Below are 24,055 nucleotides of genomic sequence, written 5' to 3'. Positions count from 1 at the left end.
TATTCAACAATGGCTCCGATTTAATTGAACATCTAAAATGTTGATTCCTATATTGCCTACTATATGTAATTAAAATAGTAGAGTGAAAATAAGTTCCATAGAAAGTGAACGAGTATACCAGGAACAATAGACTTAGTTAATCCATAAACACTCCCAAAAACGATTCCTAATATGACCCCGAATAACGGATACTCTGAATGCATCATTCCGAATATTATAGAGGAACCCAATAGTGCCAAGATGAAATAGAAACGTCTATTCATCCAAATAGATAATGGTACTCTGAACATCAACTCTTCAAACACTGGAGCTATTATAAGCTTACCAACAAGAAGTGATATTAGTTCGAAGGTATCTAAAAAAAGTGTTTGTGAATAATTACTAGTAAGTAAATTGAAGGTTGATGATAAATGACGCTTGAAGATTACTAGGTTTGCAAAAAATATGGTCAGAAATGCTGTTAAAATCAGAAGGTACGTTGGAAATTTCTTCAGAACACTAAAATCAAATGCTTTCTTATAAAGCTGCCTTGTCTTTGGGAAAACATAGATTAAACCTAAAAGAGCACCATAAATAATAAGTGCCCAGTATAATGAAAAAGTTGGTGTTTGCACGCTGCCTCCTTATTGTCTTTTATTTATAACAGGATTACTGCATTCAAAAAAAGCAGCGATCCTTTTATTATTCTGTATTTGCTCCGAGATAATGGAATATCGTCATTTTCCAGCCACTGACGTTAATGCACCGATGGTAACACTTGCCATTGAGAGAGCAATACCTTGATAGCTATAAGAATAATCTTCTACAACCTTCGTTCTAACTTGTTCGGGTGTTAAGTACTGTTTTTTCGGTTTTCATAATTTCTACAGGCAATTTAATTCCCCCTAATAATTTTTTCTGATATGTTAACGACTGTTCAATATATAAAGAGAAATTTTATAAAACAAAGTAGACCATTTTTAAAATTAGTTAGTTTTTTTCTTCATTCTCACTATTATAAAAAATGCGAATATGAGGTAAGCGACCAAATTTACCAACATAGACAGTAATGCATTTTTTTCACGGAGGAAATCAAAGTTTTTCAGTGCCCCTGTAGTTAGAATAGCAAAAGCGGTGATAGTTAATCCCAAGATTAATTTGTATTGTTTTCTTGAAGGGGAATCACTTAATGCAAAAATCATTAATATAATTACCAAAGAACCCAAAAAGTAATAGTTTAAAGAAATCATTTCTGCACGTAGCCATTCTGCATTCATCCAGATAGCCATTTCTGTAGCTGATGCAGCCATTATTAAAAGAATCCATTTTAAATATTTCATAGCGCCTCTCTTTCCAATATTAATATCTTTGGAACCTTATTTGAGTTTTCGTTCTTCATATTAACCCACCAAATTCACTAAAATATCTCTAAATTAAAGTCTTCACCAATGCTGCGCACACCACTAATACCAATTATTTCAAACCCACCTACATAACTCAATCTTTTATTCCATATTTAAAGGAGCCTATCCTATTACAGATAAGCTCCGAGATTGTTTAAGACTTGATTTCAAGATAATATAAATAATTACAAAGGACACCTAGATACAGAATAAAGGAATTTATTTCTTAAAAGATAATCCCTTCTCTTTCAAAGCTGATTTGAGTTTTGGTAATGACGCTGGCCCCATGCCATGAAGTTTCAAAACCTCTTTTTCACTGTATGTTGATAAAATCTTTAAAGAAGTTATACCATTGTTTTCCAAGGCCCTTCTGGCTGGTGCTGAAAGTAATGAGAGGAATCCACTTTCAGGTTTTCGTGCGTTTTCACAGATTGGACAAGTCGGGCAATCGCTACTTTTATCATATTTGTGCCCTTTGTCGCATATCCTAATATTTTCATTTGGAGTCATGTAAACATCTCCTTATTTAATAAAAATTGGATTACTTAATAAATAACTTTTATCTTTATCCAAAATAAGCAGTGAACTTCTTTTCATGAAGGAAAGCTCCGATTATATTGAATAACATCAATGGATTACTTTTGGTTAAAACATTCCTCGCAAATGACTTTACTTCATTATTCAAGTATGCTTTTATCTCTGTCATACCTTTTCTCTCAGGATATCGCATCTTTATGTAAACAACATCATTTCCTTTTATTTCTCCCCCGCAATTTGAACATTTTGGTGTATTTCCAAACATCTCTTTCACTCCCCATAAAAGCTTAGTTTACTGTTATTACGATAAATCTGTAATAAAGTTTCGGTATTGAATAAAAAATAGGTAACGCTTACTTTTGAATAGCTCCGAGTTAATTTAATAAGACGTGTAGTTTGCTCTGCTTTTGAATAGGAACAAAACCCACCATACTAACAGAAACAAATAACCTATACTTGTGAAATATGACCATAAAGCACCTTGTTGTAATTGACTAACTAAATGTTCAAACTCATTCATTTCTTCTGCTCTACCAATACTATTTATGAGGACAATTATTGGAACTGTCACAGTGAACAGAATAGCTACAATTGACAAACCTTTCATTTTCCTTTTCACAACGCTGTATATAGTTGTTCCTAATGTTGTTAATAAAAACAAGTAATATATTACCCAAAACCAATTAGGCAATGTGTCCCAATCCATTTTTTACCCCCCTAATGTTCATTGCTTACTGTTCAACAATCCTGCCCGATTATGGAAGAAGCTCTCCCTCCCACAATACCATAAAAAGTAAATTCAATTTCATTAAAAATAGAAAAACACTATTATAAATCTTCATACAAAAAATGCCCTGCACCAATTCGCAGGACATTTCAAAATGAAATTTATTCTTCCAACAATCCATTCTCCACAAGCCAATCATGCGCCACAACAGAAACACTGTTCCCTTCAATATCGACTTTATAATTCAGTTCACGCATAATATCGCTGTTAAGTTTATCACCTAAACGCGCGGTGATTTCTTCTACTTCCGGATACTTTTCGAATACGTCCTCGTTGATGCTAACCGCCGCTCTGTATGGCGGGAAGAAGGATTGATCATCCTTCAACGTAACAAGATCATACTCGACGATCGTTGCATCTGTTTCAAACGCAACTGAGACATCGACTTGTTCGTTATCTAATGACCGCTGCGTTAACCCAAGATCCATCAGCTTGATTTGGCTTGAATCGAATTCAAATCCGTAGGTTTCCTCGACTCCAGGCAACCCGTCAGGTCGGTTCGCAAATTCAGCGTCTGAGGCCATCGTAAGTTCGCCTGGATTTTCATTTACATAAGCTGCTAGATCACTAATAGATTCAATGCCTAATTCATCCGCCTGCTCTTCTCTCATTGCAAGCGCATAGGTGTTGTTCACATTCGACATGTTCATCCAGTGGATGTCATTGTTCTCAGCATCCAATGCTTTTACCTTTTCAAATGCTTTCTTAGGATCTGCGATAGGCTCTTCGCCCATATATGTAATCAGGGCTGTGCCCGTATATTCCCACATCATATCAACCTGGCTGTTTTCCAGCGCTTTCCGCACGACGGTACTTCCAAGGTTATTCATCTGCTTTACATCAAAGCCTTCTTCTTTTAGAAGGAAAGCCGTCATTTCTGAAAGCAAGTATTGTTCCGTAAAGTTCTTCCCTCCAACGGATATCTGCTTACCTCCAATCCCTACACTTGAACACGAAGCGAGCATCGATAGAACCAGCACAATTCCGATGATACGAGATAGCTTTCTTTTCATGCAAACACCTCCCACCTTTACGTTTCTTGTGGCGGCTTTGAGCCTTTTGGTACGATTTTACGCTCAAGCAACCGAAGCAAATAATCTACAAAAATCGCTAACAATGTGACTGGAATAGCGCCTGAAATTAAATAGCCATTATCAAATAACTGAATGCCTGTGAAAATCCATACGCCAAGTCCGCCTCCGCCAACAACATAGGCGAGTGCTGCTGTACCGATATTTAATACGACAGCTGTACGAATTCCCGCAAGAATGGAGTAAGACGCATTTGGTAACTCGATGCGAAATAGAATTTGAATCGGCTTCATCCCCATCCCTCTCGCTGCATCGATCAAATTCTCATCAATCGAATCAATCCCTGCCACTGTATTGCGATACATTGGCAGGAGCGAGTAAATAAACAGGGCGAATACGGCCGTTTTAAACCCTATACCTAGAATACTAATCATCAAAGCCAGAACAGCAAGACTTGGGATGGTTTGTCCAAGATTCACCGTATTCGAGACGATCCACTCTGCACGGCGAAAACTTCTACGCGTAACCAGAATCCCAACTGGCAATGCGACACCAACAGCTAAGAGTGAAGAAACAAGCACCAACTGCATGTGCTGTTTCAATAAATAAAGAAATGTACTTGATTGACTAAAAATATAGTTAAAATAGCTGTTGCTGATTGCCCAAATGAAGAACACAGCGACAATGCCATAGACGAGAAAGCTCACCACACGGCTCATAACTTTTTTCTTATTCATCTCATCACCCCTTCTGCACCAGGGTAGGCTTTGCCTTAATTTCAAAGTGAAGGTACTTTTGAACAATATCAATTGTAATCGCACCAAGCTTATTTCCTTCATCATCGATCACAATTACCTGATCAGCTTCTTGATTCAAAAGCATCGATAACGTATTACGCAAATCATGATTCACGTTAATTGTAATCGTATCGGAAATCGTTTCATCCATATTTGCAAGTCCAATGACCTCTTGAAGATCATTAATCGTATGTAGACTTAAGCTCTTAATGGCCCGGTCCTTCCCAAAAAATTCACGAACGAATTCATTTTTAGGACGAACAAGCATCTCAGAAGGGGTATCGTATTGCATTACTTCTCCACCACGTAAAAGAACGATTTTATCTGCCATTTTAATTGCTTCATCGATGTCATGACTAACAAAAAGAATCGTTTTCTTGACTTCGCGTTGAATCTGAAGAAACTCATCTTGAATCTTTTCACGGATGATCGGATCAAGAGCTCCAAAAGGTTCATCCATCAACATAACCGGCGGATCTGCCGCTAATGCACGAATGACACCAATACGCTGCTGTTGTCCTCCTGAAAGTTCATGCGGATACCGCTTGCCAAACTTCTCTCCACTCAACCCAATCATTTCCATGAGTTTGTTAAATCGCTCTCGCTTCTCTTTCTTCTTCCAACCTAGTAGATCCGGGACAATCATCACGTTCTCTTCAATCGTCATATTCGGAAAAAGACCATTGCTTTGAATGACATAACCAATTTTCCGCCTTAAAGCAATTTGGTCTAATGACATTGAATCTTCCCCATCAATCGTGATTTTTCCATCTGAAATCGTTTCCAGACGGTTCACCATACGAAGCAGCGTTGTTTTCCCACACCCTGATGGGCCGAGTAGCACGACAATGTTACCTTTTTCAACGGTAAAGTCCACTCCATCTACGGCAGTGACACCACCTTCATACGTCTTCGTGGTTTTATCAAATGTAATCATTCCTTCTCCTCACTCCTTAGTTCGCAATACTTTTTGGTGTATAGCGTTTTTGAATAAATAGCAAAATCCCATCTGCAATCATTGCTAGAATAGCGACAGCAATTGAACCGCTGATGATTAAGTAATTATCGCCACGTGATATGCCTTGTGTAATCAGGACGCCTAAGCCGCCCGCACCAATATAGGCTGCGATGACACCGATCCCAATATTAAGGACAACGGCCGTACGAATACCTGCCATAATAATGGGAAAAGCGTTTGGAATCTCCACCCGCAAAAGACGCTGACTCGTCTTCATCCCTAACCCCTTTGCAGCATCTCTCATTTCCGGATTAACGTTTCGAATTGCCGTATATGTATTTCGAATAATCGGGAGCTGCGAGTATAACACCAGCGCTACGAAAGCAGGGACAAATCCAATACCCTGATTTACAATTGAAAAGACTGGGATCATTACCCCGAATAGGGCAATACTTGGAATCGTTAACATGACAGAAGCAATCTGAAGAACGGTTTCAGCAAGATAGTCATTGGTCGTTAAGTAGATGCCAAGCGGAACGCCAATGATCAGCGCTACAAGAATGGCTAAGCCTACTAAAATCGTATGCTCAATCGCTAAATCAAGTATACGAGGAGCATTCACCTCGAGAAATTTCATCCATTTGTCCAATACGATAGCCTCCTTTACTTTTATTTCCTATCAACCTCTCGAATTAGAGTTTCCTACCAATTCATAGTTGGAAGACAGTGAGTTCATCCTTTTTCAACTCCTCTACAGACAAGGACAATATGTTAATACCCTAATGCTAAAGTACTAATCTCTTTTTTCTGCAAATTACCAATTTTCTGTGTGAGAAGACCTTACATCCCATTAAGAAATTAACCGGAAGCGCAGGTTATTGGCCAAACTGAGATTTTATTGTCCGAATTTCACTTTTATTGGCCAAACCGGCAAAAGTCGTTCCCGCAACTAGCATATGTCCATGATCTCAGGCGTACAATGACCTTTGTAGTACGGACTCCGCATTCTACGTCTAGAGACCTAGTAAAAGTTTGGACCGGGGACCGCTGTCACTCACTCGTAATTGCAGTAAATTATAAAAGAACGAGGACGGGGTTTTATATCGTACTTACTATTTTAAGGAAACCGGGGGAAACTGTATGCCATCATTAACGAATTGGGCTTTTCGAAACAAAGCAGCGATGACATTGTTTGTTATCATCACGTTATTAGTCGGGACGGTTAGCTATTTTCTTTTGCCAATGGAATTTTTACCTGAAGCGGATAATCCACAAGTAACAGTCGTGACACTAGGTCAGGGTTATGATGCAGGGTCGATGACGACATCAGTCACAGAGCCCGTCGAACAGGCGGTTGCGTCGATTAATGGGAAAACTTCCATCCTTTCAACAACTGGCGAAGGCTTTTCACAAATTGTGATCAACTTTGACTCCAAAACAAATATGAAAGAAGCGAAGAACAATGTGCAAGATGCCATTAGCATACTCTCGTTACCTGAAGGCATCGGCAAACCACAGGTGTCGCAGCTCAATACTACGATGATCCCTGTTGGTCAAGTGTCGCTTACGTTTGACGATGGATTAACGAAGACGAACATCGAAAAAGTGAACGATGAGTTTAAACCGCTCTTTGAAAATGAAGAAAGCTTGTCCGCTGCAAGCATCGTCGGTGAAAGCGGATCTCGCATTCAAATCAATTTAGATCAGGAAAAGTTGAAAGAGTTACAACTACCAGTGAATGCAGTTATGGGCGTTCTACAAGGCCAAAACGTATCAGCCACTGCTGGAAACAGTACAATAGATGGACAAAAAAGCACGATTAACGTTACCGATAATCTGACGTCGATTGAGGCGCTGGAAAATTTACCGATCCCGCTTCAAATTCCGGATGCGCCTTCTGTTTCTCTGAAAGAGATCGCATCGGTTGATCAAGTAAAATCAGAAGAGATGATTGCGCGTGTTGACGGGAAAGAAGCTGTTGCAGTTGTGCTTTTTAAAGAAAGCGACGCGAGTGCTGTAACGGCTGGAAATGAAGTCGAACAAGCCGTAAAAAAAATTAACAAAGACTACCCAGGTGTAGAAGCGACTACGCTCTTTACAACTGGTGACATGGTAAAAAATTCGGTAACGAGCATGGCTCGTGAAGTTGGACTTGGTGCTTTATTTGCCACATTTGTGATTTTATTATTTCTGAGGAAATTTAAACCGACGCTCATTACGGCGCTTTCCATTCCACTTTCACTCGCCATTACGCTCCTTCTTCTCTGGCTTTCTGGCGTAACATTGAATATTCTTACGCTTGGTGGGGTTGCTGTTGCCGTCGGACGCCTTGTTGATGACAGTATTGTTGTCGTTGAGAATATCTTCAGGCGAAGTCAAAATGAGAAGCTATCGAAAGCAATGGTGCTTGATGCCACAAAGGAAGTATCGAGAGCGATTACGTCTTCAACGCTCATTACGGTTGCCGTTTTCTTGCCAATGGGGCTAGTGAATGGTTCCCTTAGAGCTTTCCTTTTACCTTTTGGCTTAACCGTCACTTATTCTCTACTCGCTTCCCTTATTGTTGCGCTTACCGTCGTTCCACTTCTAAGTCGAGCGATGCTAAAGAACACCACTTTACCAGCACATAAAACGCCGGATCGCTATTTAAAAGTATTGCGTTGGTCACTTAATCATAAATTCGTTCCGATCTTATTAGCGATCCTTGTATTTGGTGGTTCGATCGCACTTTACATGACGATGCCAAAAGCAGCAACCGGTGCAAACGATGCTTCAATGGTATCCGTCAGTATGGAATTCCCAAGCGCAACACCTGAAGAAACAAAGCAAGAACGGATGGTCGATTTTGAACAGATATTAGCCGACTTCGATGGCTATGAGCATATGGTTACCCAATATGGATCGAGCGAGGAAGATGCTCAGTATGGTCAAGTAAGCGATCCTGATACAGTGAATTATCTCTTTATTATGAAAGAAGACGCTGACGCAGAGAAATTCATTGACCAGGTGAACGAAGCGAAAAAGAATGAAAAGAACGTGACGATTGAAGCGAGCCCGTCTTCAATGTTTGGTGGCTCCTCGAATTCTTCTATCACATACGATGTAATCGGAAACAATACAACCGATATTCTAACTGCTTCTGATCAGATCATGAATGAAATGAAAGAAGTCAATGGAGTACAAAAAGTCTCAAGCAATCAGGATAAAACGTCGCCCGTGTATACAGTTAAAGTCAATACAGAAAAAGCCAATGCCGAGCAAACGGCCATGCAGATTCGAAGCTTGCTGAATCCACAGCCAATTGGTGCAATCGATCTGAACGAGCAACAAACTCCAGTGTTTTTAAATGCTGGAATCAAAACAGATTCACTTTCTGAGTTAAACGATTTAACACTTGCCACGGCAAACGGCGTTGTGCCATTGTCTCAAGTTGCATCCATCACCACAGAAGAGAAACCGAGCACGGTGCTTCATAAAGACGGTGATTTGTTTGCAAGGATTACAGCCGAAGTGACGCCAGAGGAGCTTTCAGTTATTGCGCAAAATATCGATCAAAATGTAAATGGACTTGATTTACCGAATGGCGTTACACTTGCTACTGGAGGCGCCTCGCAGCAACAGGCAGATGATTTTAAAGATCTTGGCATGACCATGCTCGCGTCCATTCTTATCGTGTATCTCATTATGGTGCTAACCTTTAAAACTCTGCGCGCGCCACTTGCGATTCTAATGACGCTCCCGCTAGCATCCATTGGCGCCGTTCTTGGTCTACTGATTTCAGGTGTGCCAGCTGATGCGACCGCACTGATCGGGGCGTTGATGCTCATTGGCATCGTGGTTACAAATGCGATTGTATTAATCGATCGCGTGAAACAAAACGAAGAAACGATGATCATTCGCGATGCGATAATGGAGGCCTGCAGTACGCGCCTCCGACCGGTTATCATGACAGCGATCGCCACCATTTGTGCCATGCTTCCACTCCTATTCGGTCATGCAGAAGATGGCAGTCTCGTATCAAAGTCACTTGCCGTTGTCGTCATCGGCGGTCTTTCTGGCGCTACGGTTCTAACACTCGTCATCGTCCCTGTTTTTTATGAACTGCTTTATTTCCGAAAAGCAAAAAGAGAGCGCAAACAGGAAGTCGTGACTGAACAAAGTGTCGCAAACTAAGAAATGGCAAACGGTTTTTTAAAAGCCGTTTGCCTTTTTACACGTTGCTTCTCCCCTGTTATCTCAGGTTCATTTTCCATCGTTCCTTTTTCATTTCCTCCACCACAAGCTGCAAGCACAAACATGACACTTCCAAGTACTATCCATTTTTTCATATAACTAGCTTCTTTCTTCCCTTCTACTCCCCCCTCATGACACGACTTTTATTTTCGTAAACGCGATCACCCTCATTTCCACCCATTTACACGAAAACACGTCTTTCGCATGATGTTTTCAACTCATTATTCTTGTTAGAAAAAAAGAACTCAATATCTCGAAATAAATTATCTTGACTTCGAGATAAAAATAAGATATCTTTAATTCATACTAAAAAGCACCAATCCTTGAGGAGGAATTTTTCATGAAAACATTAACATTAGATAAGGTTCACAGTAGCTTAGATTTCCAAATCAAACATATGATGGTTTCGAAAGCAAAAGGGGAATTCACTGACTTTGACGTTAATTTCAATGGCGATCTTAATGACCTTACAGCCGCAAACATTAAAGTAACCATCTCTGTAAAGTCAATCGATACAGGTAACGAAGACCGCGACGGGCACCTTCGCTCTGGTGATTTCTTTGAAGCTGATCAATACCCAAATATGGTATTCGAAAGCAAGTCGATCAAAAAGAAATCTGATGAAGAATATGATGTAACTGGGAACTTTACCATTAAAGGCGTGACAAAAGAAGAAACGTTTACAGTTGAATATAATGGAACATCGAAAAGCCCACTTGATGGTAGCACTGTCGCTGGTTTTGACGTTTCAGGGAAAATTAACCGTGAAGCATACGGCATGACGTATAATGCAGCTATTGAGACTGGCGGTTTCTTGCTAGGAAAAGATGTTAAATTTGAAGGAAACTTTGAGTTTGTTGTAGCAGACTAATCGTATAATCGTATAAATGGCCCCATCTACTTTGTTAGTAGGATGGGGCCTTTTTTTGTTTAATCTGTTCTATCCTACTCTACTGAACCTTGCATATGCATCACTTCCCACAGGTGACCATCTAGATCCTGGAAGCTCCATGCATACATGAAACCATGATCAATGGTTTCATTTGAAGGACTTCCCCCGGCTGCTAGCGCTCGCTTCACAATCTCATCAACCTCATCATTGCTTTCAGCTGATATCGCCATGATCACTTCCGTTGATGACCTCGCGTTTACTAGCTCCTTCTGAGTGAATGTTTGAAAGAACTCTTCAACGAGCAGCATCACGAATGTATTTTCATTGATCACCATACATGTGGCATTCTTATCTGTAAATTGTGGATTAAATTCAAAACCTAGCTCTGTGAAAAAATGAATCGACTTATCCAAGTTCTTCACTGGTAAGTTAACAAACACTTGCTTTGCCGTTCGAGCCAACTCATCACCTCATTTAGGATAGTAAAGTCGCTTATTGAATTCGTCACTTATGGTCAACTTTCCTTTTAGTAAGAGATCTTTCACTTAACTTGTCAAAAGTTATCCCGAATTGTAATAGCGTTTCAATAATCGATGAATACTACCCATTAAAGGAGGTATTTACATGGATCGCCAACAACAATTTGATCATATACTTTCATTAAAAAAACAACTTGAAGCGGCTTCTATCGATTACTGGCATCAGTTCTCCAATTATACGACGTGGCAATTCTGGACCATACTTGCAATGCTACTCGTCCCTCTCATTGTATTGTATTTCTTCATCGATCGTAAAAACATCTTCCTTCTTGGGTTTTTTGGCTTTTCGATTCACGTCATCGCTGCCTATCTTGACTCACTAGGGGTTAGAAAGTCCTGGTGGGATTATCCTTATATCGCAATCCCACAACTCCCTTCAAGCGTTAGCATCGATGCTTCATTCATACCCGTTTATTTTATTTTGCTTTACCAATGGTGCTTAAATAAGGAGAAAAACTACTGGCTGTATGGTACGCTTTCTGCCATTGCGTTCACATTTATCTTTAAACCGCTTTTAATTGGACTACACCTTTTTGAACTGTATACAAATTGGTTCGTCCTTTTAGCGGCCTACTTATTTGTCGTTTATGCCGCCAAACTAATCACCAATCTTTTTATTAAGATGTCGGAAAGGGTATAATCAGCTCTAGTAAAAGACAAAAGTGAGTCCTTTATTTAAGCGCTCCGTTCGTCTTAAAACTCTCGTTTGGATTCGTTTCAACGATTCGCTTTTCCAATTCTTCGATAAGAAGGTTCTTTTGTTTTAAATGAGTAAGAACAATATTATATTTTGGGTACCCCATTCTTACATTCATTCTAGATAGCTTTTTCATTTTATTTGGTATTAACTTTTCATAGCGTTCTTCCTCCTTTAAGACAAGCCCAAGAAAAGAATTGCTATGCATGCGATACGTAATAAACGTCTCAATGTCTTCCCATCGAATGTTTATTTTCTCTGCTGGAAGCACATATAGCTCCATATCCACAGGCGTTAGGGTTACATGGGGGTGGCCTAAGGCGATTTTTTTAGCATACATTGTGAGAATAAACAGGAAAAAACCACCACAAAGTAGCATAATGAAAGCAAACAAAATACTACCTTCTTGAAATAAAGAATATGAAAAATACCCACCCGCCCCTATGAACAACAAGCACCCGACCATTAATAAGATTAATTTTCCTTTTGATTCGTAGAACTTCATCACCGTTTCTTCCACTCCTCTTCCCCCTTTGAAAGTTAAAATCCCCTATTCAATACCCTGTTTCTACCAATACAAATCCAATATTTTCTATATCACCTAATCTTTCGAAATCAGCGTGGAAAAAGCCTTTTTCTTCTCATCGCATTTTTTTTACTATGCTGGAGATAGTAGTAATAATCGCGGGACGATCGGAGTGGCAGTGGAGATGAAAACGAGTAAGCAAATTAATTCAGTTCAATTTCTCTTTATCATTTTCCAGACCCAAGTAGGAGTAGGCATTCTTTCCTTGCCTGCGACACTCTACTCCACTGCAGAAAAAGATGGATGGATCGCGATCATATTGGCAGGGGTAGGCTTTCAAGCCGTTATCTTCATTCTGTATTTTCTAAGTAAACGATTTTCTACCTTATCGCTCTATGAGTATGCACCGAAAATTATGGGACGATGGATCGGCACAATGATTTCGATTGGTTACATTTTATTTGCAGGATTAACAGCAATCCTTGTACTTCAACTTTATCAAATCTCGATTAAAACCTGGATTCTCCCGAAAACGCCTTCTATTGTCGTCCTTTTCCTTCTCTCAATCTCAGGTGCTTACCTTGTTTCAGGGAGAGTAAAAGTGCTCGGTCGATTTAATCAATTCGTTACAATCTTAGTTGTCCCTCTTATTGTGATGCTTCTATTAACGTTAAAATATTCCGATATCCGTTACATTCTTCCTATTGCAGAGAACGGGTTACGTCCGATCCTAAAAGCCACGCCTGAAGGATTCTTTTCCATGATTGGTTTTGAGATGGCTTTATTTGTTTTTCCTTATTTACAAAACAAAGGAAAAGAAGCACTTGTTAGTTTAACGCTCTCGAACGTTGCGGTAACATGCTTTTACTGCCTAATTACGATAGCCACATACGTGTATTTTAGTCCAAAGCAGTTTGAAACGATTCCAGACCCAACCGTTTATATGTTAAAAGGAATCTCTTTTCTAACCGTTGATCGGATAGATCTGATATTTCTATCGATTTGGACTGTATCCGTCTTAACCTCGTTTGGATCGTATTTGTACATTTCTTCTGAGGGGGTAAAGACGCTTACAAAAAGAAAGAGAGCAACGTGGCCAATTATCATAACAACCTTTCTCATATTGACTATTTCACTTGTTCCTCACGACATGTTCACCATTGAAACCCTTTCAAACTTTCATGCCACTGCAAGTTATTTCTTTGTATTTGGACTTCCACTACTTTTGTTAATTATTAGCACAATAAGAAAAACAGAGCTTAAGGATAAACCTCAGTAAGCTCTGTTTCACGATTTAATTACAGTTATAAGCTTTTAATTTTTGCCCAACGTAGATTTGATTCGGGTTTGAAATATTGTTCAGTGAAGCAAGGTAGTTCGTTGTTAAACCATATTTAGAGGCAATTTCTGATAGAGTGTCACCATACTTCACCGTATAATAAACCGGTCCAAAACATCCAGCTGGTGCATTGACTACAGGCCCTTTAGCTTCAACTGTAGGGGTACCTACCTGTGCTGCTCCAGCTAACAATCCAACTGATACAAATGAAATGGTTGCGAATTTTGCAAGTTTCTTCATTTTACTCCTCCTCGATATGTATTTTCTCATCTGATTTTCACCAAATGAGTACACTAACATCATATCTTTAAAATGGATAATTTTGTATTGGGAAATAAAGTATATTCAATTAAAGAAATGCTTCTGTTTTATTTCTTTGTTGCCCAATAGGATTAAAGGTCGCTATAAAGAAAACCTGACTTTCTAGGTAACCAGCTGCTTTAACCTTTTGTATAAAATCATGCATAAAACTATTAACAAACCCGCCTTTTTATGGTATTGATTAGATAAGAAATTAGAGTTCCGTAAATTTCACGGGAACACAACACTAACAAAGAGAATGCGATGAACTATCATTTTAGCCTGGGCACTTGAATGATAGGGAGCAAGTAGTGCAACCGGCTCCTTAAAAGGAGAATGAACATGAAAAAGTGTACATTGCACGGGCACGCTCATTTATTTTCTTATCAATCACTGCAATTGATGGAACTTCTCCGTCATCACGATCCACCTTCCTTTCATCACTCCGTTCAATCCACAAGTTATTATATTGATTTTTGCTTGCACTACAACCTTCACTCCTTATTGAAGCCGATTATCCTTCAGTCCGTTCTTTTACACGACATAGGAATGCTACTTGTTTCAAAAGAAATTCTTCAACAGAATGGACCACTCACTCTTTCTGAGAAAAAAGATCTGGAACAACACCCAGAACTTGGCATAGAGATTTTAAGTGACTATCCAGAAATTGATGTCGAGCCTTCCTTGATCTTACATCATCACGAAAATAATGACGGAACAGGATATCCGGATCACATGTTAAAGGAACAGCTGCCGTTTGCCGTAAATCTCCTTCGTGTGATTGATAGCTATACCGCTATGACAATGGACCGACCTTATCGTCCAAAGCGATCAGATCAGGCCGCCATCTATGAACTTAAGAAACATCGAAATCTGTATGATGCTCGATGCACTTTCTTGTTTGTTGCCTATATGGAAAAGCGATTAAAAGGGAAAAAGATTCTGCTTCATTATTTTGATTATGTACCCCATCAAAAATGAAAAGCAGCATATCCTTTATCGTTTCAGCTACAACAACAAATTAGGGAGGTCATCAGAATGATGTTTCTCACAAATCAGGAGTTGTTCATTGCCTATTGTGATGCGTATAAGCTTCAACTTGATCAAGCGTTTATCAAAATGTTAACTTCTGAAATTTATCGCAGGGGGCTAACTCCTCCTGATCCCCATATAGACTGTTATGAGAAAGCGAGAATGATTCCATAGGTCGCCGTAACATACAAGAGCTTACTCTCTTTTCGTAAGCTCTTGTATGGTGTGATAAAACAATTTCCAATTATTTTATTTGAAAATGAATTGATCACGCTTACATAAGTTTACATTTTCTAGAACGAGGTACTAGTTTAAAGAACGTACTCCAGAAAGGAATGAGTTTGGATGAAGAAATCAATTCCAGAAATCACGTTGAATGATGGCCTTACTTTACCTGCGATTGGATTTGGAACTTACAAATTAAACGGAAATCATGGTGCAACAGGCATCACAAGTGCGATTGATGTTGGCTACCGCCTCATTGATACCGCGTATAATTATGAGAATGAAGGAACGGTTGGTGAAGCCATTCGTCGCAGTACAGTTCCAAGAAACGAATTACGCATCACATCGAAACTACCAGGTCGATATCAGGAATATGAAAAAGCGGTAACGGCTATTCAAGAATCACTGTATCGTGCGAATTTAGATTACTACGATTTGTACCTCATCCACTGGCCAAATCCGAAACAAGGTCATTTTGTGGAAGCATGGCAAGCTTTAATAGATGCAAAAAAATGGGGCTTGATCCGCTCCATTGGCGTATGTAATTTCCTCCCTGAGCACTTAGAACAATTGGAAAAGGATACAGGCGTTAAGCCAAGCATCAATCAAATCGAATTGCATCCGTTCTTTAACCAAGAAGAACAAAGAAGATGGCACGAACAAAACAACATTAAAACGGAATCCTGGAGCCCACTCGCTCGTGTGAATGACATTTTAGAAAATGAAACGATCACGCAAATCTCGAAGCAGCATAACAAGTCCGTTTCCCAAATCATTTTACGGTGGCATTACCAATTAGGTTCAATTCCGATTCCTAAATCTTCCTCACCAGAACGCCAGCATGAGAATCTCTCCATTTTCGATTTCGAATTAGATGAAACTGAAATGGCTATGATGGCTGAATTAACGCGCCCTGATGGCCGCATCAATGATCAAGATCCCGCTACTTACGAAGAATTTTAAAGAAACAGGAAGAGGATAGCCACTCGGCTATCCTCTTTTGTTAGATAACAAACCTTGTTTCATCCTTCACCAAAAGACATGCGAATTCATTTCACTATGCTATATTTAGTGCAAAAGGAGTGAAGGTTAATGGACACGATAAGGGTTTTACAATCGATTAATTTTGATGACTCAATCCTTGATACGTTTGAACGTAAACAGGAAACAACGAAGGTCCTTGTAGTTGAATCGAACAGGTTAAACGAAAAGGAGAATCGATTTGAGGACGATTGGACAATTGAGAGAAAACGAGAAATTGTGAATCACTTCAAATCAAACATCACTTGTGGCGGGGCTGTCATTGTAGCTGAACAAGGGAGCAAAGTCCTTGGCTTCGCTGTTATTGAAGCTGAGACATTTGGAGAGCGCTCAACTTATCGTGAACTTTCATACATGCATACTTCATTACCTTATAGAGGAATGGGGATCGGCCGCAGACTATTTGTTAAAGCGAAAGACATTGCAAAGCAATTGGGCGTAAAAAAGTTGTATATTGGTGCGCACCCCTCTGTTGAAACGCAGCGCTTTTACAAAGAGATGGGATGCATGATTGCTAAAGAAATGAATCATGAAATCTATGAACGAGAAACGCGTGATATTCAATTAGAAATCACTTTATAGTAGTAACGCTTCTAATCTCTGAGATATAAAGTTTATCTTCTACCTCAATCGCTTGGAGTAGATGATCGGAGCTTCCATTCCTTCTTCACTTTCATCGATTCGTTCAATTAACGCTACCTCTTCAATCCTGCCATAAATCGTATCACTATGATCAAAGCAATACTGATAAACTTTTGCTAGTTCTTCTGAAGATAAATCATTTGCTAATGTACAATGAGGAATCCATTTACCCGGTAAATATAACGGATTGGCACTCCCATTAAAGCGTTCGAAATGATGATGATGCGCGGAATGAAGGGAGAGTAAATTCTCCGTTACGGTAGGTGTTAGAAAGATCGTTCCATAGTTTAAGAACGAACTAATCGTATTAAACGTAAGCTCCACCTTCTTTACCTCTTCATAAAAGGCATCGATTTTTCTTATGTATTCTTCCTTATCTAACTCCTCATAACTTGCGAGCGTGATGTGTGGTCTACCGTCCTTCACTTCATCGATATAGTAGGAAAGAGACTGCTCCTTAAGCTCCTGCCATATTGCTTTCACCTGCGCCTCAGTCTGTTCATCAAAAAGGGCTATGAACCAATACATCATTAGCCGCCTTTCTCCTTCTTATTTTTTCCTTATTATCCTCTCTTCCCCTTAACATCATTATTGAACCTTTCATGGACGATAAAGTTGGAATACCGACTGCTCTTCTCCAAATCGTTCAAGCTGTCCTAAATACTTTCGAACTTGTTCACTCATATACAATTTTTTAATATGCTGCTTATCCGATTTAGAAAATAACCGTAGCTCACATCTTTCTGTATTCATTGCATTCTCCTCCCAATTTATTCTCCTAAATAAATACCCACTTAGTCATCAAGTGGGTATGCGACAACCTATGAATCAAGTAACCTTCGATTAATCAAAACCGCAACAACTCCAAACAAAATTACCATTGTTACGACGATGATCGTCCCTTCATTAGCAAAATCCACTATGCTAAGGATGATCGTAAGTAACCCTAACGGAAGAAAAAACAGCAAGCCCACAATTGTTCCAAGTAGGGATTTGTTATCCACCATCTTTTCATTAAAACCTGCCAGTAACCACGTTTGTTTTTTCACACCAACCAAATAAGAAACGATTAAGAAAGCGATCCCGATGATAAATAAACCGACATCCATATTGAATCCTCCTTTTCTCGCATGCTTTGCGGCTATTTCACAAGAGCCAAAAGAAGTTAGTTAGAAACAATGAAAGTAAAAAAGCAATGATTATTCCAAGTTGAAAAAGCGTAAAAAGATAATCATTTTCATTCTCTGCGTAAAGCTTCTCCATAATTGCTCTTACGCTTTCCGTTACAACGATAAATCCAAACATGATGATGTGAGTCTGAAAATACCAGAGCGGTTCTAAAGGAATACGCTCTATATTAATAAATAAACTACTAATCAATAGCAGCATGAAACTAATCCGAATGGTCCAGTCTATCTTTCGATGTGTATCATTCACATGGTTATAAGAAAACATGCTTTTCTTTTCAACCTTAAGCCACTTCCGTAAAGCTTTGTTCAAATAGTAGAGGCCCAGACAGAAAGCAGACAGGACCAATATAACGGTGACCCCAAAAGTCTCCAATAGTGAACTCCTTTCAAACAATGGTTCATCTGAATCCTATTAGCCCAACTAACTTAAAACACCATTCGAAATTTAGAACTGCCTCCAAATACCGTTCCCTTCGCAATTTTACATAAAATGTTTTTTCTCGTTATTCTCTCTATACGAAAACGATTCGTAATAAGTTTCATTTGTAAAGTCCGAATATATTTTTGGAAACTAACACACTTCTAAAAGACAGCTACTGAATGCTATTGAAAGCACCAAAATCAGAGGAACAATATCTGTTCCTCCATCCCCCAAAAAACCCTGGCTGTTTTTGTATGTCATTCTTCGTCGTTTGTTTATGCATCGTCATCATTTTTCCTTCAGGATATACAATGAATTGGCAAGAATGTAATCATAACAATCATCTGGAAGTAAATACCTCGGTGCACCACCCATAGATAGTTCGTCACGGATATAACTAGAACTAATCTCCATAGCAATTCCTTTGTCTAGTAAATGAAAGGTCCCATCGTCATTATTGCGAAGAAGTGGTGAACTGCTAATCGCTTTTAACATATCTATACCATCACGAGCCATGACGATAAATTTATTTTCCTTAATCAACTTTTCTGATTTACCCCATCTGCCCTCTGCAATATCAACAAGTAAGTCGGCACCCATAATAAAGTAAATTTCATCATCTGGATAAATCTTTTTGAAATGACTTAATGTTTCATATGTGGTCAGGTGCCAGCCTTCTTGGTTTATTTCGTAATCACTTAAAACAAATGTATCGTTGTTTTTCGTCGCTAAAGATAAAAGGTTCCAACGGTCTTCATTGCTTGTTTTGATCGTTTTATCTCGACGTTTATTTGAACAGGGCAAGAAAACAACCTTATCAAGTTTGCATCTATTTGCAATCGTGTTCGCCGTCCATAAATGAACATTCGTAATGGGATCAAAAGAAGATCCATAGATACCGATTTTCGCCATATCATATACCCCCTCCGAATTTTTCACACCATTTATGGACCCACCACGCCACTTATAAAATGCGGACCAGGGTGGGTCGTTTTTTTGTACAAGAACATATATAAAATGAAACCTCTGAAAGAAACTCACCCCTTATAGAACAGGTGGATCACCAAAACATTTAGCGGCTAATGGCCAGAGGCGCCACAGCTAAAGTGAAACCGTTTCTTTAATTTGCTGGATCTTGCTCATTTTGTTATCCCAACAAGATTGGCTTAAATCAACTGGGTATTCTTCGGGCATTTTCAACCGTTTGTATTCATCCCACAAGAGATTTAAATTGTCCTTAACAAATGCTTGCACATCTTGAAGCGGAGGACACTGATACACAAGTTCACCATCTTGAAAGATCGTTTGGTGAAGGTCCCTCGCTTCAAAGTTAGTGACAAATTTACTGATATACGTGTGGACGGGGTGGAACATTTTTAATCGTTCTTCTTCTTGAGGTTTTTCGTGAGCTAACGCAATATAATCTCCTTCTGATTTCCCGTTGGATTTATTAATGATTCGATAGACTTTTTTCAAGCCTGGAGTAGAAACTTTTTCTGGATTAGCACTAATTTTAATCGTATCTGCCATCTCGCCATTTTCATCTTCTATTGAAACGAGTTTGTATACTGCGCCAAGAGCTGGTTGATCGAAACCTGTAATTACCTTCGTACCAACGCCCCATATATCAATTTTAGCTCCTTGGGATTTCAAGTCGGTAATCGTATATTCATCCAAATCATTAGAGGCTGCAATCTTCGTATTTTTGTATCCTGCTTGATCCAGTTTCTTTCTTGCTTCTTTTGATAGGAAAGAGAGGTCACCGCTATCAAGGCGGATGGCTTTGAAGTGAATGTTGTCCCCCTCTTCGTCCGCAACTCTAATCGCATTAGGAACACCTGACTTTAATGTGTCATACGTATCAACTAAGAAGGTGCACTCGCGATGAGTAGTTGCATACTTCTTAAATGCTGTGTACTCATCACGATAGGCTTGAACAAGTGAGTGAGCGTGAGTTCCAGCGATCGGTATCCCGAATTTCTTACCCGCTCGTACGTTGGAAGTAGCGGAGAACCCTGCGATATACGCGGCTCTTGTTCCATATATCCCAGCATCAAATTCCTGGCTTCTTCTAGATCCGAATTCCATTGCTGTACCATCACCAATGGCTTGGACGATTCGGGAAGCTTTCGTTACAATCAGTATGTGATAATTTACGATCGTGAGTATAGGGGTCTCTATTAGCTGTGCTTCCAATAATGGCGCTTCAATGCGAATGATCGGTTCGTTGCCAAAAACAACTTCGCCTTCTTCCATTGATTCTATGGTTCCTGTAAACCGAACGGTGCTCAAGTATTTAAGAAAGTCCTCTTTGTAACCCTGATCGCGAAGATACGCTAAATCACTTTCGGAGAAGCGGAAGTCTTTTAAGTATTCAATCATTCGTTCAAGACCAGCGAAGAGAGCATAGCCACTTCCGAATGGGAGTTTCCGGAAAAACACTTCAAAAACAGCTTTTCTGTTATGGAAGTTATCTCTCCAGTAGGCTTCCGCCATATTGATTTGATAAAGATCAGTGTGTAGAGCAAAGCTATCGTCAACATACGTATTCGTCATAGTCGATTCCTCCTAGAAATTAAAAGTGTCAAAAGAGTATGGAAAACAAGTAGTGCATTCTCCTTTTATCCGTTTGATCGGAAGGTTCTATTCAATAAGACGTACGGAGCGGGAACTTAAATAACGTTCGCTGCTAAACAAGCTTTAAAGTGACCAAGCGCCCACTCGTGCCCAATTTGATTGAAGCTAGCCACTGCATCTTTATGAATAACGATCTTAAATCCTTTGTTGTAAGCATCAACAGCCGTATGGAGAACACATATGTCTGTACATACCCCTACTAGGTGTAATTCTGATATTCCCCGTTCTCGTAACTTTAATTCAAGATCTGTTCCTGCAAAAGCAGAGTAGCGTGTTTTGTCCATCCAATAAACGTTCTGGAGGAAGGAGTTATCTTCATATACTCGATTCATCTCGCCATATAAGTTTCTGCCATTACTACCAGATAAGTTATGAGCAGGGAAAAGATTGGCTTCTGGATGATAGGGATCATCTTTTTGATGGATATCAACTGCAAAAACGACATAATCACCGTCATCAATGAACTGTTTGGTTACGGCTAAAATGTTCTCTTCCATTTGTTGAGCGGGTATCCCGCACGTCAACGCACCCTTATCAGAAACAAAATCATTCGTATAATCAATATTAATCAATGCTTTTTTACTCACAACAGAAACCTCCTAATTTAATTAACATTTAACATATTGTTTGTTATTAAATCTAAAAAATTAATATCTTGCTGTGTAGATCGGTTTGATGATATCAGCATCCATATGAACAAATCGGTACAACTGAGTCGGAATTTTTGATGTTCTCTGTGTCTTTTTCCCCTCAACAACCTCAATGAAGGGAAGGGACTTAATTTTTCTTGCAAAACTTGCATCGCTTGAAATAGCCGAATCGTCCGTAACAGTCAGGAGGACCGATTGTAATTCAGAATAAGTAAATTGTTCTGGCAAAAAGTTTTTAGCAACTGTCGTTAGAAGAAGATCCTGCTTTATGACTGCAAAAGCATCTTTGATGATTTGCCTGTGATCAAAAGCAAGGTTAAGGTTGTAAACTTTCTCCATCGAAAATAACGCCACTTCCGCTGCATCGTCATCAGCTTTTCTTTGAGCGAGTTGTTGAGAGGAGACAATAGCATAATGGGCATTTGAGATAATCCAACCGCGAGGATCTCTACCCGGCTTATCATAAATACCGAAATGTTTTAGATGTATCTTAGATACTCCCGTTTCTTCAAATAGTTCTCGACCTGCAGCTTCAAATGCTGTTTCATCATCTTGAACGAAACCACCAGGTAAAGCCCACTTATCAGCTTCGATGTTAACCTGTTTTTCGTTATTCTGTTTCGCTCGTTTGATCAACATAAGTTTTAGCGTCATCTTGGATGGTTTATAATCGGCGTTCTTTTCAGAGACGATTGTGAAAACGGCGATATCAGAAGTATAACCATCTGGAGTACGATACTTTTTAACATCATATTGATCAAGCGCTTCTTGATTTGACATGGAATTCCCCCTTTGATACATATGTTATGCTGTTGTTTTTATTTAACAAAACGTTAATTATTATCTTTATTATATCTCAACATAAATAAAATACAATCGTTAATATACTTTTTTTAACATTTCTCTGTTTTAAATTGTTTCGAGGCACGTTCATCATTTAAAATTAAATGACGCTACTCATGAAATACAACACTACATTAGAAAAAACCTATAAAATAAAAGAGAAAGACATTCTGGAGATTAGATGTGATGTGTCAGTTAAGGATTTCATTCTGTCTAAGGAGGTCAATACTACTATGCTTCCAATTGCAGCTCAACCAATAAAGTTACAGGATGAAATGGGTTAATACGCATAAATCTTGCTCGCAACTTCCATTCAAATACTGGAGATGGGGAAAACCAATGGGACTAAAAGGTAAAACGGGGTTAATTATTTTAGGCATCCTCGTAATGAGTATAAGTCCGTTATTAGGAGAATATTTGACGGATACCTATTATTTAGAAAAATCATTTTATGAACAGTATTTAATAGTGAACAGCTTCATAATCTTACTGCTTGGATTTAGTGTTTTATTGGCTGGTATCTTAAGACGTTAACCTTTATTAAGATTAACGCCTTTCTGTATCGCACCACAAGCATTGGGAATACATTATTTGCTATTATCCCTTAACCTCTGCTAGATTTAACCCGGTCAATACCATTGTAAGCTCGTTTAAATCATGAATCACTCGGTCTGCCTGAGCGAGTTCCTCTTCTTTTGCAAAATCAAAATGACAGCCGATGGAAATGAACCGATTGATGACCGTCTCCCCCTTTCACCATTTTCTTTGATCATCTAGGTGATAGCTAGACTTTTTGTAAATGCGTCTCTTTAAACTGTGATGGGTACTTTAACCCATAACCTACAGTACGATCCATTCCAATATGCGCAATCCAGATGAGGCTAAGTGCGAGAGGTAAATCTAGCTTCAAACTTACACTTAGGATGAGAAGAATAAGTGGAAAAGCGTACGTATGCCCAATATTATAGATCAGAGCACCGATTCTATCGTTTATCACGTATCCTAACATAAAGAGATCAGGCAGGAATAAGCAAAGAATGAACAGCCACCAACTTGCATCGATTGATTTGTAGAAGTATAAAGAGCCAATTAAAACAATTAGCCCTTCCGAATGTAATAATCCCTTACTCATAAAGCATCTTCATCCCCTATCTTTTTGCCGTTTCTTGCAGTGGCTAAAGCTCGTTATCCTTCGTTAATTCCACTGTAAATACAAAGGCATATTCCGCCTCATCCATTTCTTTCGGTAAAGTTGATTTATTTCCATTTCTCTCGATCGGGAGTTCATTTTGACTCTCTCAAGCATATCTAGCCAGTTCCTCATGTGTAAGAAGAATTTCTCTTCTTTCCTATCTG

General features: G+C 39.1%; 30 protein-coding genes and 1 riboswitch. Of the genes, 8 read left to right on the top strand and 22 right to left on the bottom strand.

Annotated features, from left to right (window positions below; genetic code table 11):
- Positions 1–59: 59 nt before the first annotated feature.
- From LCL91_RS22285 to LCL91_RS19045, 9 genes are all read right to left on the bottom strand, one after another.
- Positions 60–614 (bottom strand): CPBP family intramembrane glutamic endopeptidase, encoded by a 555-nt coding sequence (locus LCL91_RS22285; protein WP_224884744.1) that lies wholly within the window; start codon positions 612–614, stop codon positions 60–62.
- 351 nt (positions 615–965) lie between these two features.
- Entirely contained in the window at positions 966–1,319 is a 354-nt protein-coding gene (locus LCL91_RS19080) for a hypothetical protein (protein ID WP_224884742.1), read from the bottom strand.
- Between the two features lie 282 nt (positions 1,320–1,601).
- Positions 1,602–1,892 carry an RNA polymerase alpha subunit C-terminal domain-containing protein gene (locus LCL91_RS19075; RefSeq protein ID WP_224884739.1) on the bottom strand — a complete coding sequence of 97 codons (291 nt, stop codon included), beginning with the start codon at positions 1,890–1,892 and terminating at the stop codon, positions 1,602–1,604.
- 55 nt (positions 1,893–1,947) lie between these two features.
- Complete coding sequence (locus LCL91_RS19070; protein ID WP_425589700.1) at positions 1,948–2,184, bottom strand: hypothetical protein; 237 nt, start codon at positions 2,182–2,184, stop codon at positions 1,948–1,950.
- A 114-nt stretch (positions 2,185–2,298) separates the two neighbouring features.
- The gene (locus LCL91_RS19065; protein ID WP_224884737.1) at positions 2,299–2,625 is read right to left on the bottom strand and encodes a hypothetical protein; all 327 of its coding nucleotides are present in this window, start codon (positions 2,623–2,625) and stop codon (positions 2,299–2,301) included.
- A 182-nt stretch (positions 2,626–2,807) separates the two neighbouring features.
- A complete protein-coding gene (locus tag LCL91_RS19060) occupies positions 2,808–3,719 on the bottom strand; it encodes a glycine betaine ABC transporter substrate-binding protein (protein ID WP_224884736.1) in 912 nt (303 codons plus the stop codon).
- Positions 3,720–3,736: 17 nt separating this feature from the next.
- Entirely contained in the window at positions 3,737–4,474 is a 738-nt protein-coding gene (locus LCL91_RS19055; protein ID WP_224884734.1) for an ABC transporter permease, read from the bottom strand.
- 4 nt (positions 4,475–4,478) lie between these two features.
- Positions 4,479–5,471 carry an ABC transporter ATP-binding protein gene (locus LCL91_RS19050; protein WP_224884731.1) on the bottom strand — a complete coding sequence of 331 codons (993 nt, stop codon included), beginning with the start codon at positions 5,469–5,471 and terminating at the stop codon, positions 4,479–4,481.
- Between the two features lie 16 nt (positions 5,472–5,487).
- On the bottom strand, positions 5,488–6,141 hold the full coding sequence (locus tag LCL91_RS19045) for an ABC transporter permease (RefSeq protein WP_098442701.1): 654 nt from the start codon (positions 6,139–6,141) through the stop codon (positions 5,488–5,490).
- A 491-nt stretch (positions 6,142–6,632) separates the two neighbouring features.
- On the opposite strand from LCL91_RS19045, the gene LCL91_RS19040 reads away from it, so the two are divergent.
- Positions 6,633–9,665, top strand: a complete 3,033-nt coding sequence (locus LCL91_RS19040; RefSeq protein WP_224884729.1) for an efflux RND transporter permease subunit — start codon at positions 6,633–6,635, stop codon at positions 9,663–9,665.
- Here the strand turns inward: LCL91_RS19040 and LCL91_RS19035 are convergent.
- On the bottom strand, positions 9,662–9,820 hold the full coding sequence (locus tag LCL91_RS19035; protein ID WP_224884727.1) for a hypothetical protein: 159 nt from the start codon (positions 9,818–9,820) through the stop codon (positions 9,662–9,664). The genes LCL91_RS19040 and LCL91_RS19035 overlap by 4 nt on opposite strands.
- Positions 9,821–10,065: 245 nt before the next feature.
- Here LCL91_RS19035 and LCL91_RS19030 point away from each other — a divergent pair, with 245 nt between their 5' ends.
- On the top strand, positions 10,066–10,596 hold the full coding sequence (locus LCL91_RS19030) for a YceI family protein (protein ID WP_224884725.1): 531 nt from the start codon (positions 10,066–10,068) through the stop codon (positions 10,594–10,596).
- Positions 10,597–10,670: 74 nt separating this feature from the next.
- Here LCL91_RS19030 and LCL91_RS19025 read toward each other — a convergent pair whose 3' ends face one another.
- The gene (locus LCL91_RS19025; protein ID WP_224884724.1) at positions 10,671–11,078 is read right to left on the bottom strand and encodes a VOC family protein; all 408 of its coding nucleotides are present in this window, start codon (positions 11,076–11,078) and stop codon (positions 10,671–10,673) included.
- 163 nt (positions 11,079–11,241) lie between these two features.
- Here LCL91_RS19025 and LCL91_RS19020 point away from each other — a divergent pair, with 163 nt between their 5' ends.
- The gene (locus tag LCL91_RS19020) at positions 11,242–11,796 is read left to right on the top strand and encodes a CBO0543 family protein (protein ID WP_224884722.1); all 555 of its coding nucleotides are present in this window, start codon (positions 11,242–11,244) and stop codon (positions 11,794–11,796) included.
- A 31-nt stretch (positions 11,797–11,827) separates the two neighbouring features.
- Here LCL91_RS19020 and LCL91_RS19015 read toward each other — a convergent pair whose 3' ends face one another.
- Entirely contained in the window at positions 11,828–12,373 is a 546-nt protein-coding gene (locus tag LCL91_RS19015; RefSeq protein WP_224884720.1) for an STM3941 family protein, read from the bottom strand.
- Positions 12,374–12,563: 190 nt separating this feature from the next.
- Here LCL91_RS19015 and LCL91_RS19010 point away from each other — a divergent pair, with 190 nt between their 5' ends.
- Entirely contained in the window at positions 12,564–13,658 is a 1,095-nt protein-coding gene (locus LCL91_RS19010) for a GerAB/ArcD/ProY family transporter (protein ID WP_224884718.1), read from the top strand.
- A 15-nt stretch (positions 13,659–13,673) separates the two neighbouring features.
- On the opposite strand, the gene LCL91_RS22280 is transcribed toward LCL91_RS19010, so the two are convergent.
- A complete protein-coding gene (locus LCL91_RS22280; protein ID WP_369522973.1) occupies positions 13,674–13,958 on the bottom strand; it encodes a M23 family metallopeptidase in 285 nt (94 codons plus the stop codon).
- A gap of 308 nt (positions 13,959–14,266) precedes the next feature.
- Positions 14,267–14,350: riboswitch (cyclic di-GMP riboswitch) on the top strand.
- A 10-nt stretch (positions 14,351–14,360) separates the two neighbouring features.
- Here LCL91_RS22280 and LCL91_RS19000 point away from each other — a divergent pair.
- The 4 genes from LCL91_RS19000 (at position 14,361) to LCL91_RS18985 (ending at position 16,898) form a co-directional block, all read left to right on the top strand.
- On the top strand, positions 14,361–14,999 hold the full coding sequence (locus tag LCL91_RS19000; protein WP_224884716.1) for an HD-GYP domain-containing protein: 639 nt from the start codon (positions 14,361–14,363) through the stop codon (positions 14,997–14,999).
- A 57-nt stretch (positions 15,000–15,056) separates the two neighbouring features.
- A complete protein-coding gene (sda, locus tag LCL91_RS18995; RefSeq protein WP_224884715.1) occupies positions 15,057–15,224 on the top strand; it encodes a sporulation histidine kinase inhibitor Sda in 168 nt (55 codons plus the stop codon).
- A gap of 171 nt (positions 15,225–15,395) precedes the next feature.
- On the top strand, positions 15,396–16,238 hold the full coding sequence (locus LCL91_RS18990) for an aldo/keto reductase (protein WP_224884713.1): 843 nt from the start codon (positions 15,396–15,398) through the stop codon (positions 16,236–16,238).
- Positions 16,239–16,367: 129 nt separating this feature from the next.
- A complete protein-coding gene (locus LCL91_RS18985; RefSeq protein WP_224884710.1) occupies positions 16,368–16,898 on the top strand; it encodes a GNAT family N-acetyltransferase in 531 nt (176 codons plus the stop codon).
- A gap of 39 nt (positions 16,899–16,937) precedes the next feature.
- On the opposite strand, the gene LCL91_RS18980 is transcribed toward LCL91_RS18985, so the two are convergent.
- The 9 genes from LCL91_RS18980 to LCL91_RS18940 all read right to left on the bottom strand — a co-directional run bounded on the left by LCL91_RS18980 (position 16,938) and on the right by LCL91_RS18940 (position 23,831).
- Complete coding sequence (locus tag LCL91_RS18980; protein WP_224884708.1) at positions 16,938–17,489, bottom strand: 2'-5' RNA ligase family protein; 552 nt, start codon at positions 17,487–17,489, stop codon at positions 16,938–16,940.
- A 69-nt stretch (positions 17,490–17,558) separates the two neighbouring features.
- Positions 17,559–17,711 (bottom strand): hypothetical protein, encoded by a 153-nt coding sequence (locus LCL91_RS18975; RefSeq protein ID WP_224884706.1) that lies wholly within the window; start codon positions 17,709–17,711, stop codon positions 17,559–17,561.
- Positions 17,712–17,779: 68 nt separating this feature from the next.
- Positions 17,780–18,067, bottom strand: coding sequence for a DUF3784 domain-containing protein (locus LCL91_RS18970; RefSeq protein ID WP_224884704.1), 288 nt, complete (start codon positions 18,065–18,067; stop codon positions 17,780–17,782).
- 37 nt (positions 18,068–18,104) lie between these two features.
- On the bottom strand, positions 18,105–18,521 hold the full coding sequence (locus LCL91_RS18965) for a DUF4181 domain-containing protein (RefSeq protein WP_224884702.1): 417 nt from the start codon (positions 18,519–18,521) through the stop codon (positions 18,105–18,107).
- A 336-nt stretch (positions 18,522–18,857) separates the two neighbouring features.
- Positions 18,858–19,481: a nicotinate (nicotinamide) nucleotide adenylyltransferase gene (gene nadD, locus LCL91_RS18960; protein WP_224884699.1), complete on the bottom strand. Its 624-nt coding sequence runs from the start codon at positions 19,479–19,481 to the stop codon at positions 18,858–18,860.
- Positions 19,482–19,670: 189 nt separating this feature from the next.
- A complete protein-coding gene (locus tag LCL91_RS18955) occupies positions 19,671–21,125 on the bottom strand; it encodes a nicotinate phosphoribosyltransferase (protein ID WP_224884697.1) in 1,455 nt (484 codons plus the stop codon).
- 116 nt (positions 21,126–21,241) lie between these two features.
- Entirely contained in the window at positions 21,242–21,793 is a 552-nt protein-coding gene (locus tag LCL91_RS18950) for a cysteine hydrolase family protein (protein WP_224884695.1), read from the bottom strand.
- 60 nt (positions 21,794–21,853) lie between these two features.
- Positions 21,854–22,636 carry an NUDIX domain-containing protein gene (locus tag LCL91_RS18945; RefSeq protein ID WP_224884693.1) on the bottom strand — a complete coding sequence of 261 codons (783 nt, stop codon included), beginning with the start codon at positions 22,634–22,636 and terminating at the stop codon, positions 21,854–21,856.
- Between the two features lie 847 nt (positions 22,637–23,483).
- Positions 23,484–23,831, bottom strand: coding sequence for a DUF4260 domain-containing protein (locus LCL91_RS18940; protein WP_224884691.1), 348 nt, complete (start codon positions 23,829–23,831; stop codon positions 23,484–23,486).
- Positions 23,832–24,055: the final 224 nt, after the last annotated feature.

It is taken from the genome of Guptibacillus hwajinpoensis (assembly GCF_020171785.1).
In the GTDB taxonomy this organism is placed as follows: domain Bacteria; phylum Bacillota; class Bacilli; order Bacillales; family Guptibacillaceae; genus Guptibacillus; species Guptibacillus sedimenti.
The sequence above is the reverse complement of the archived record's forward strand: the minus strand, read 5'-3'. Positions and strand labels throughout refer to the sequence as shown.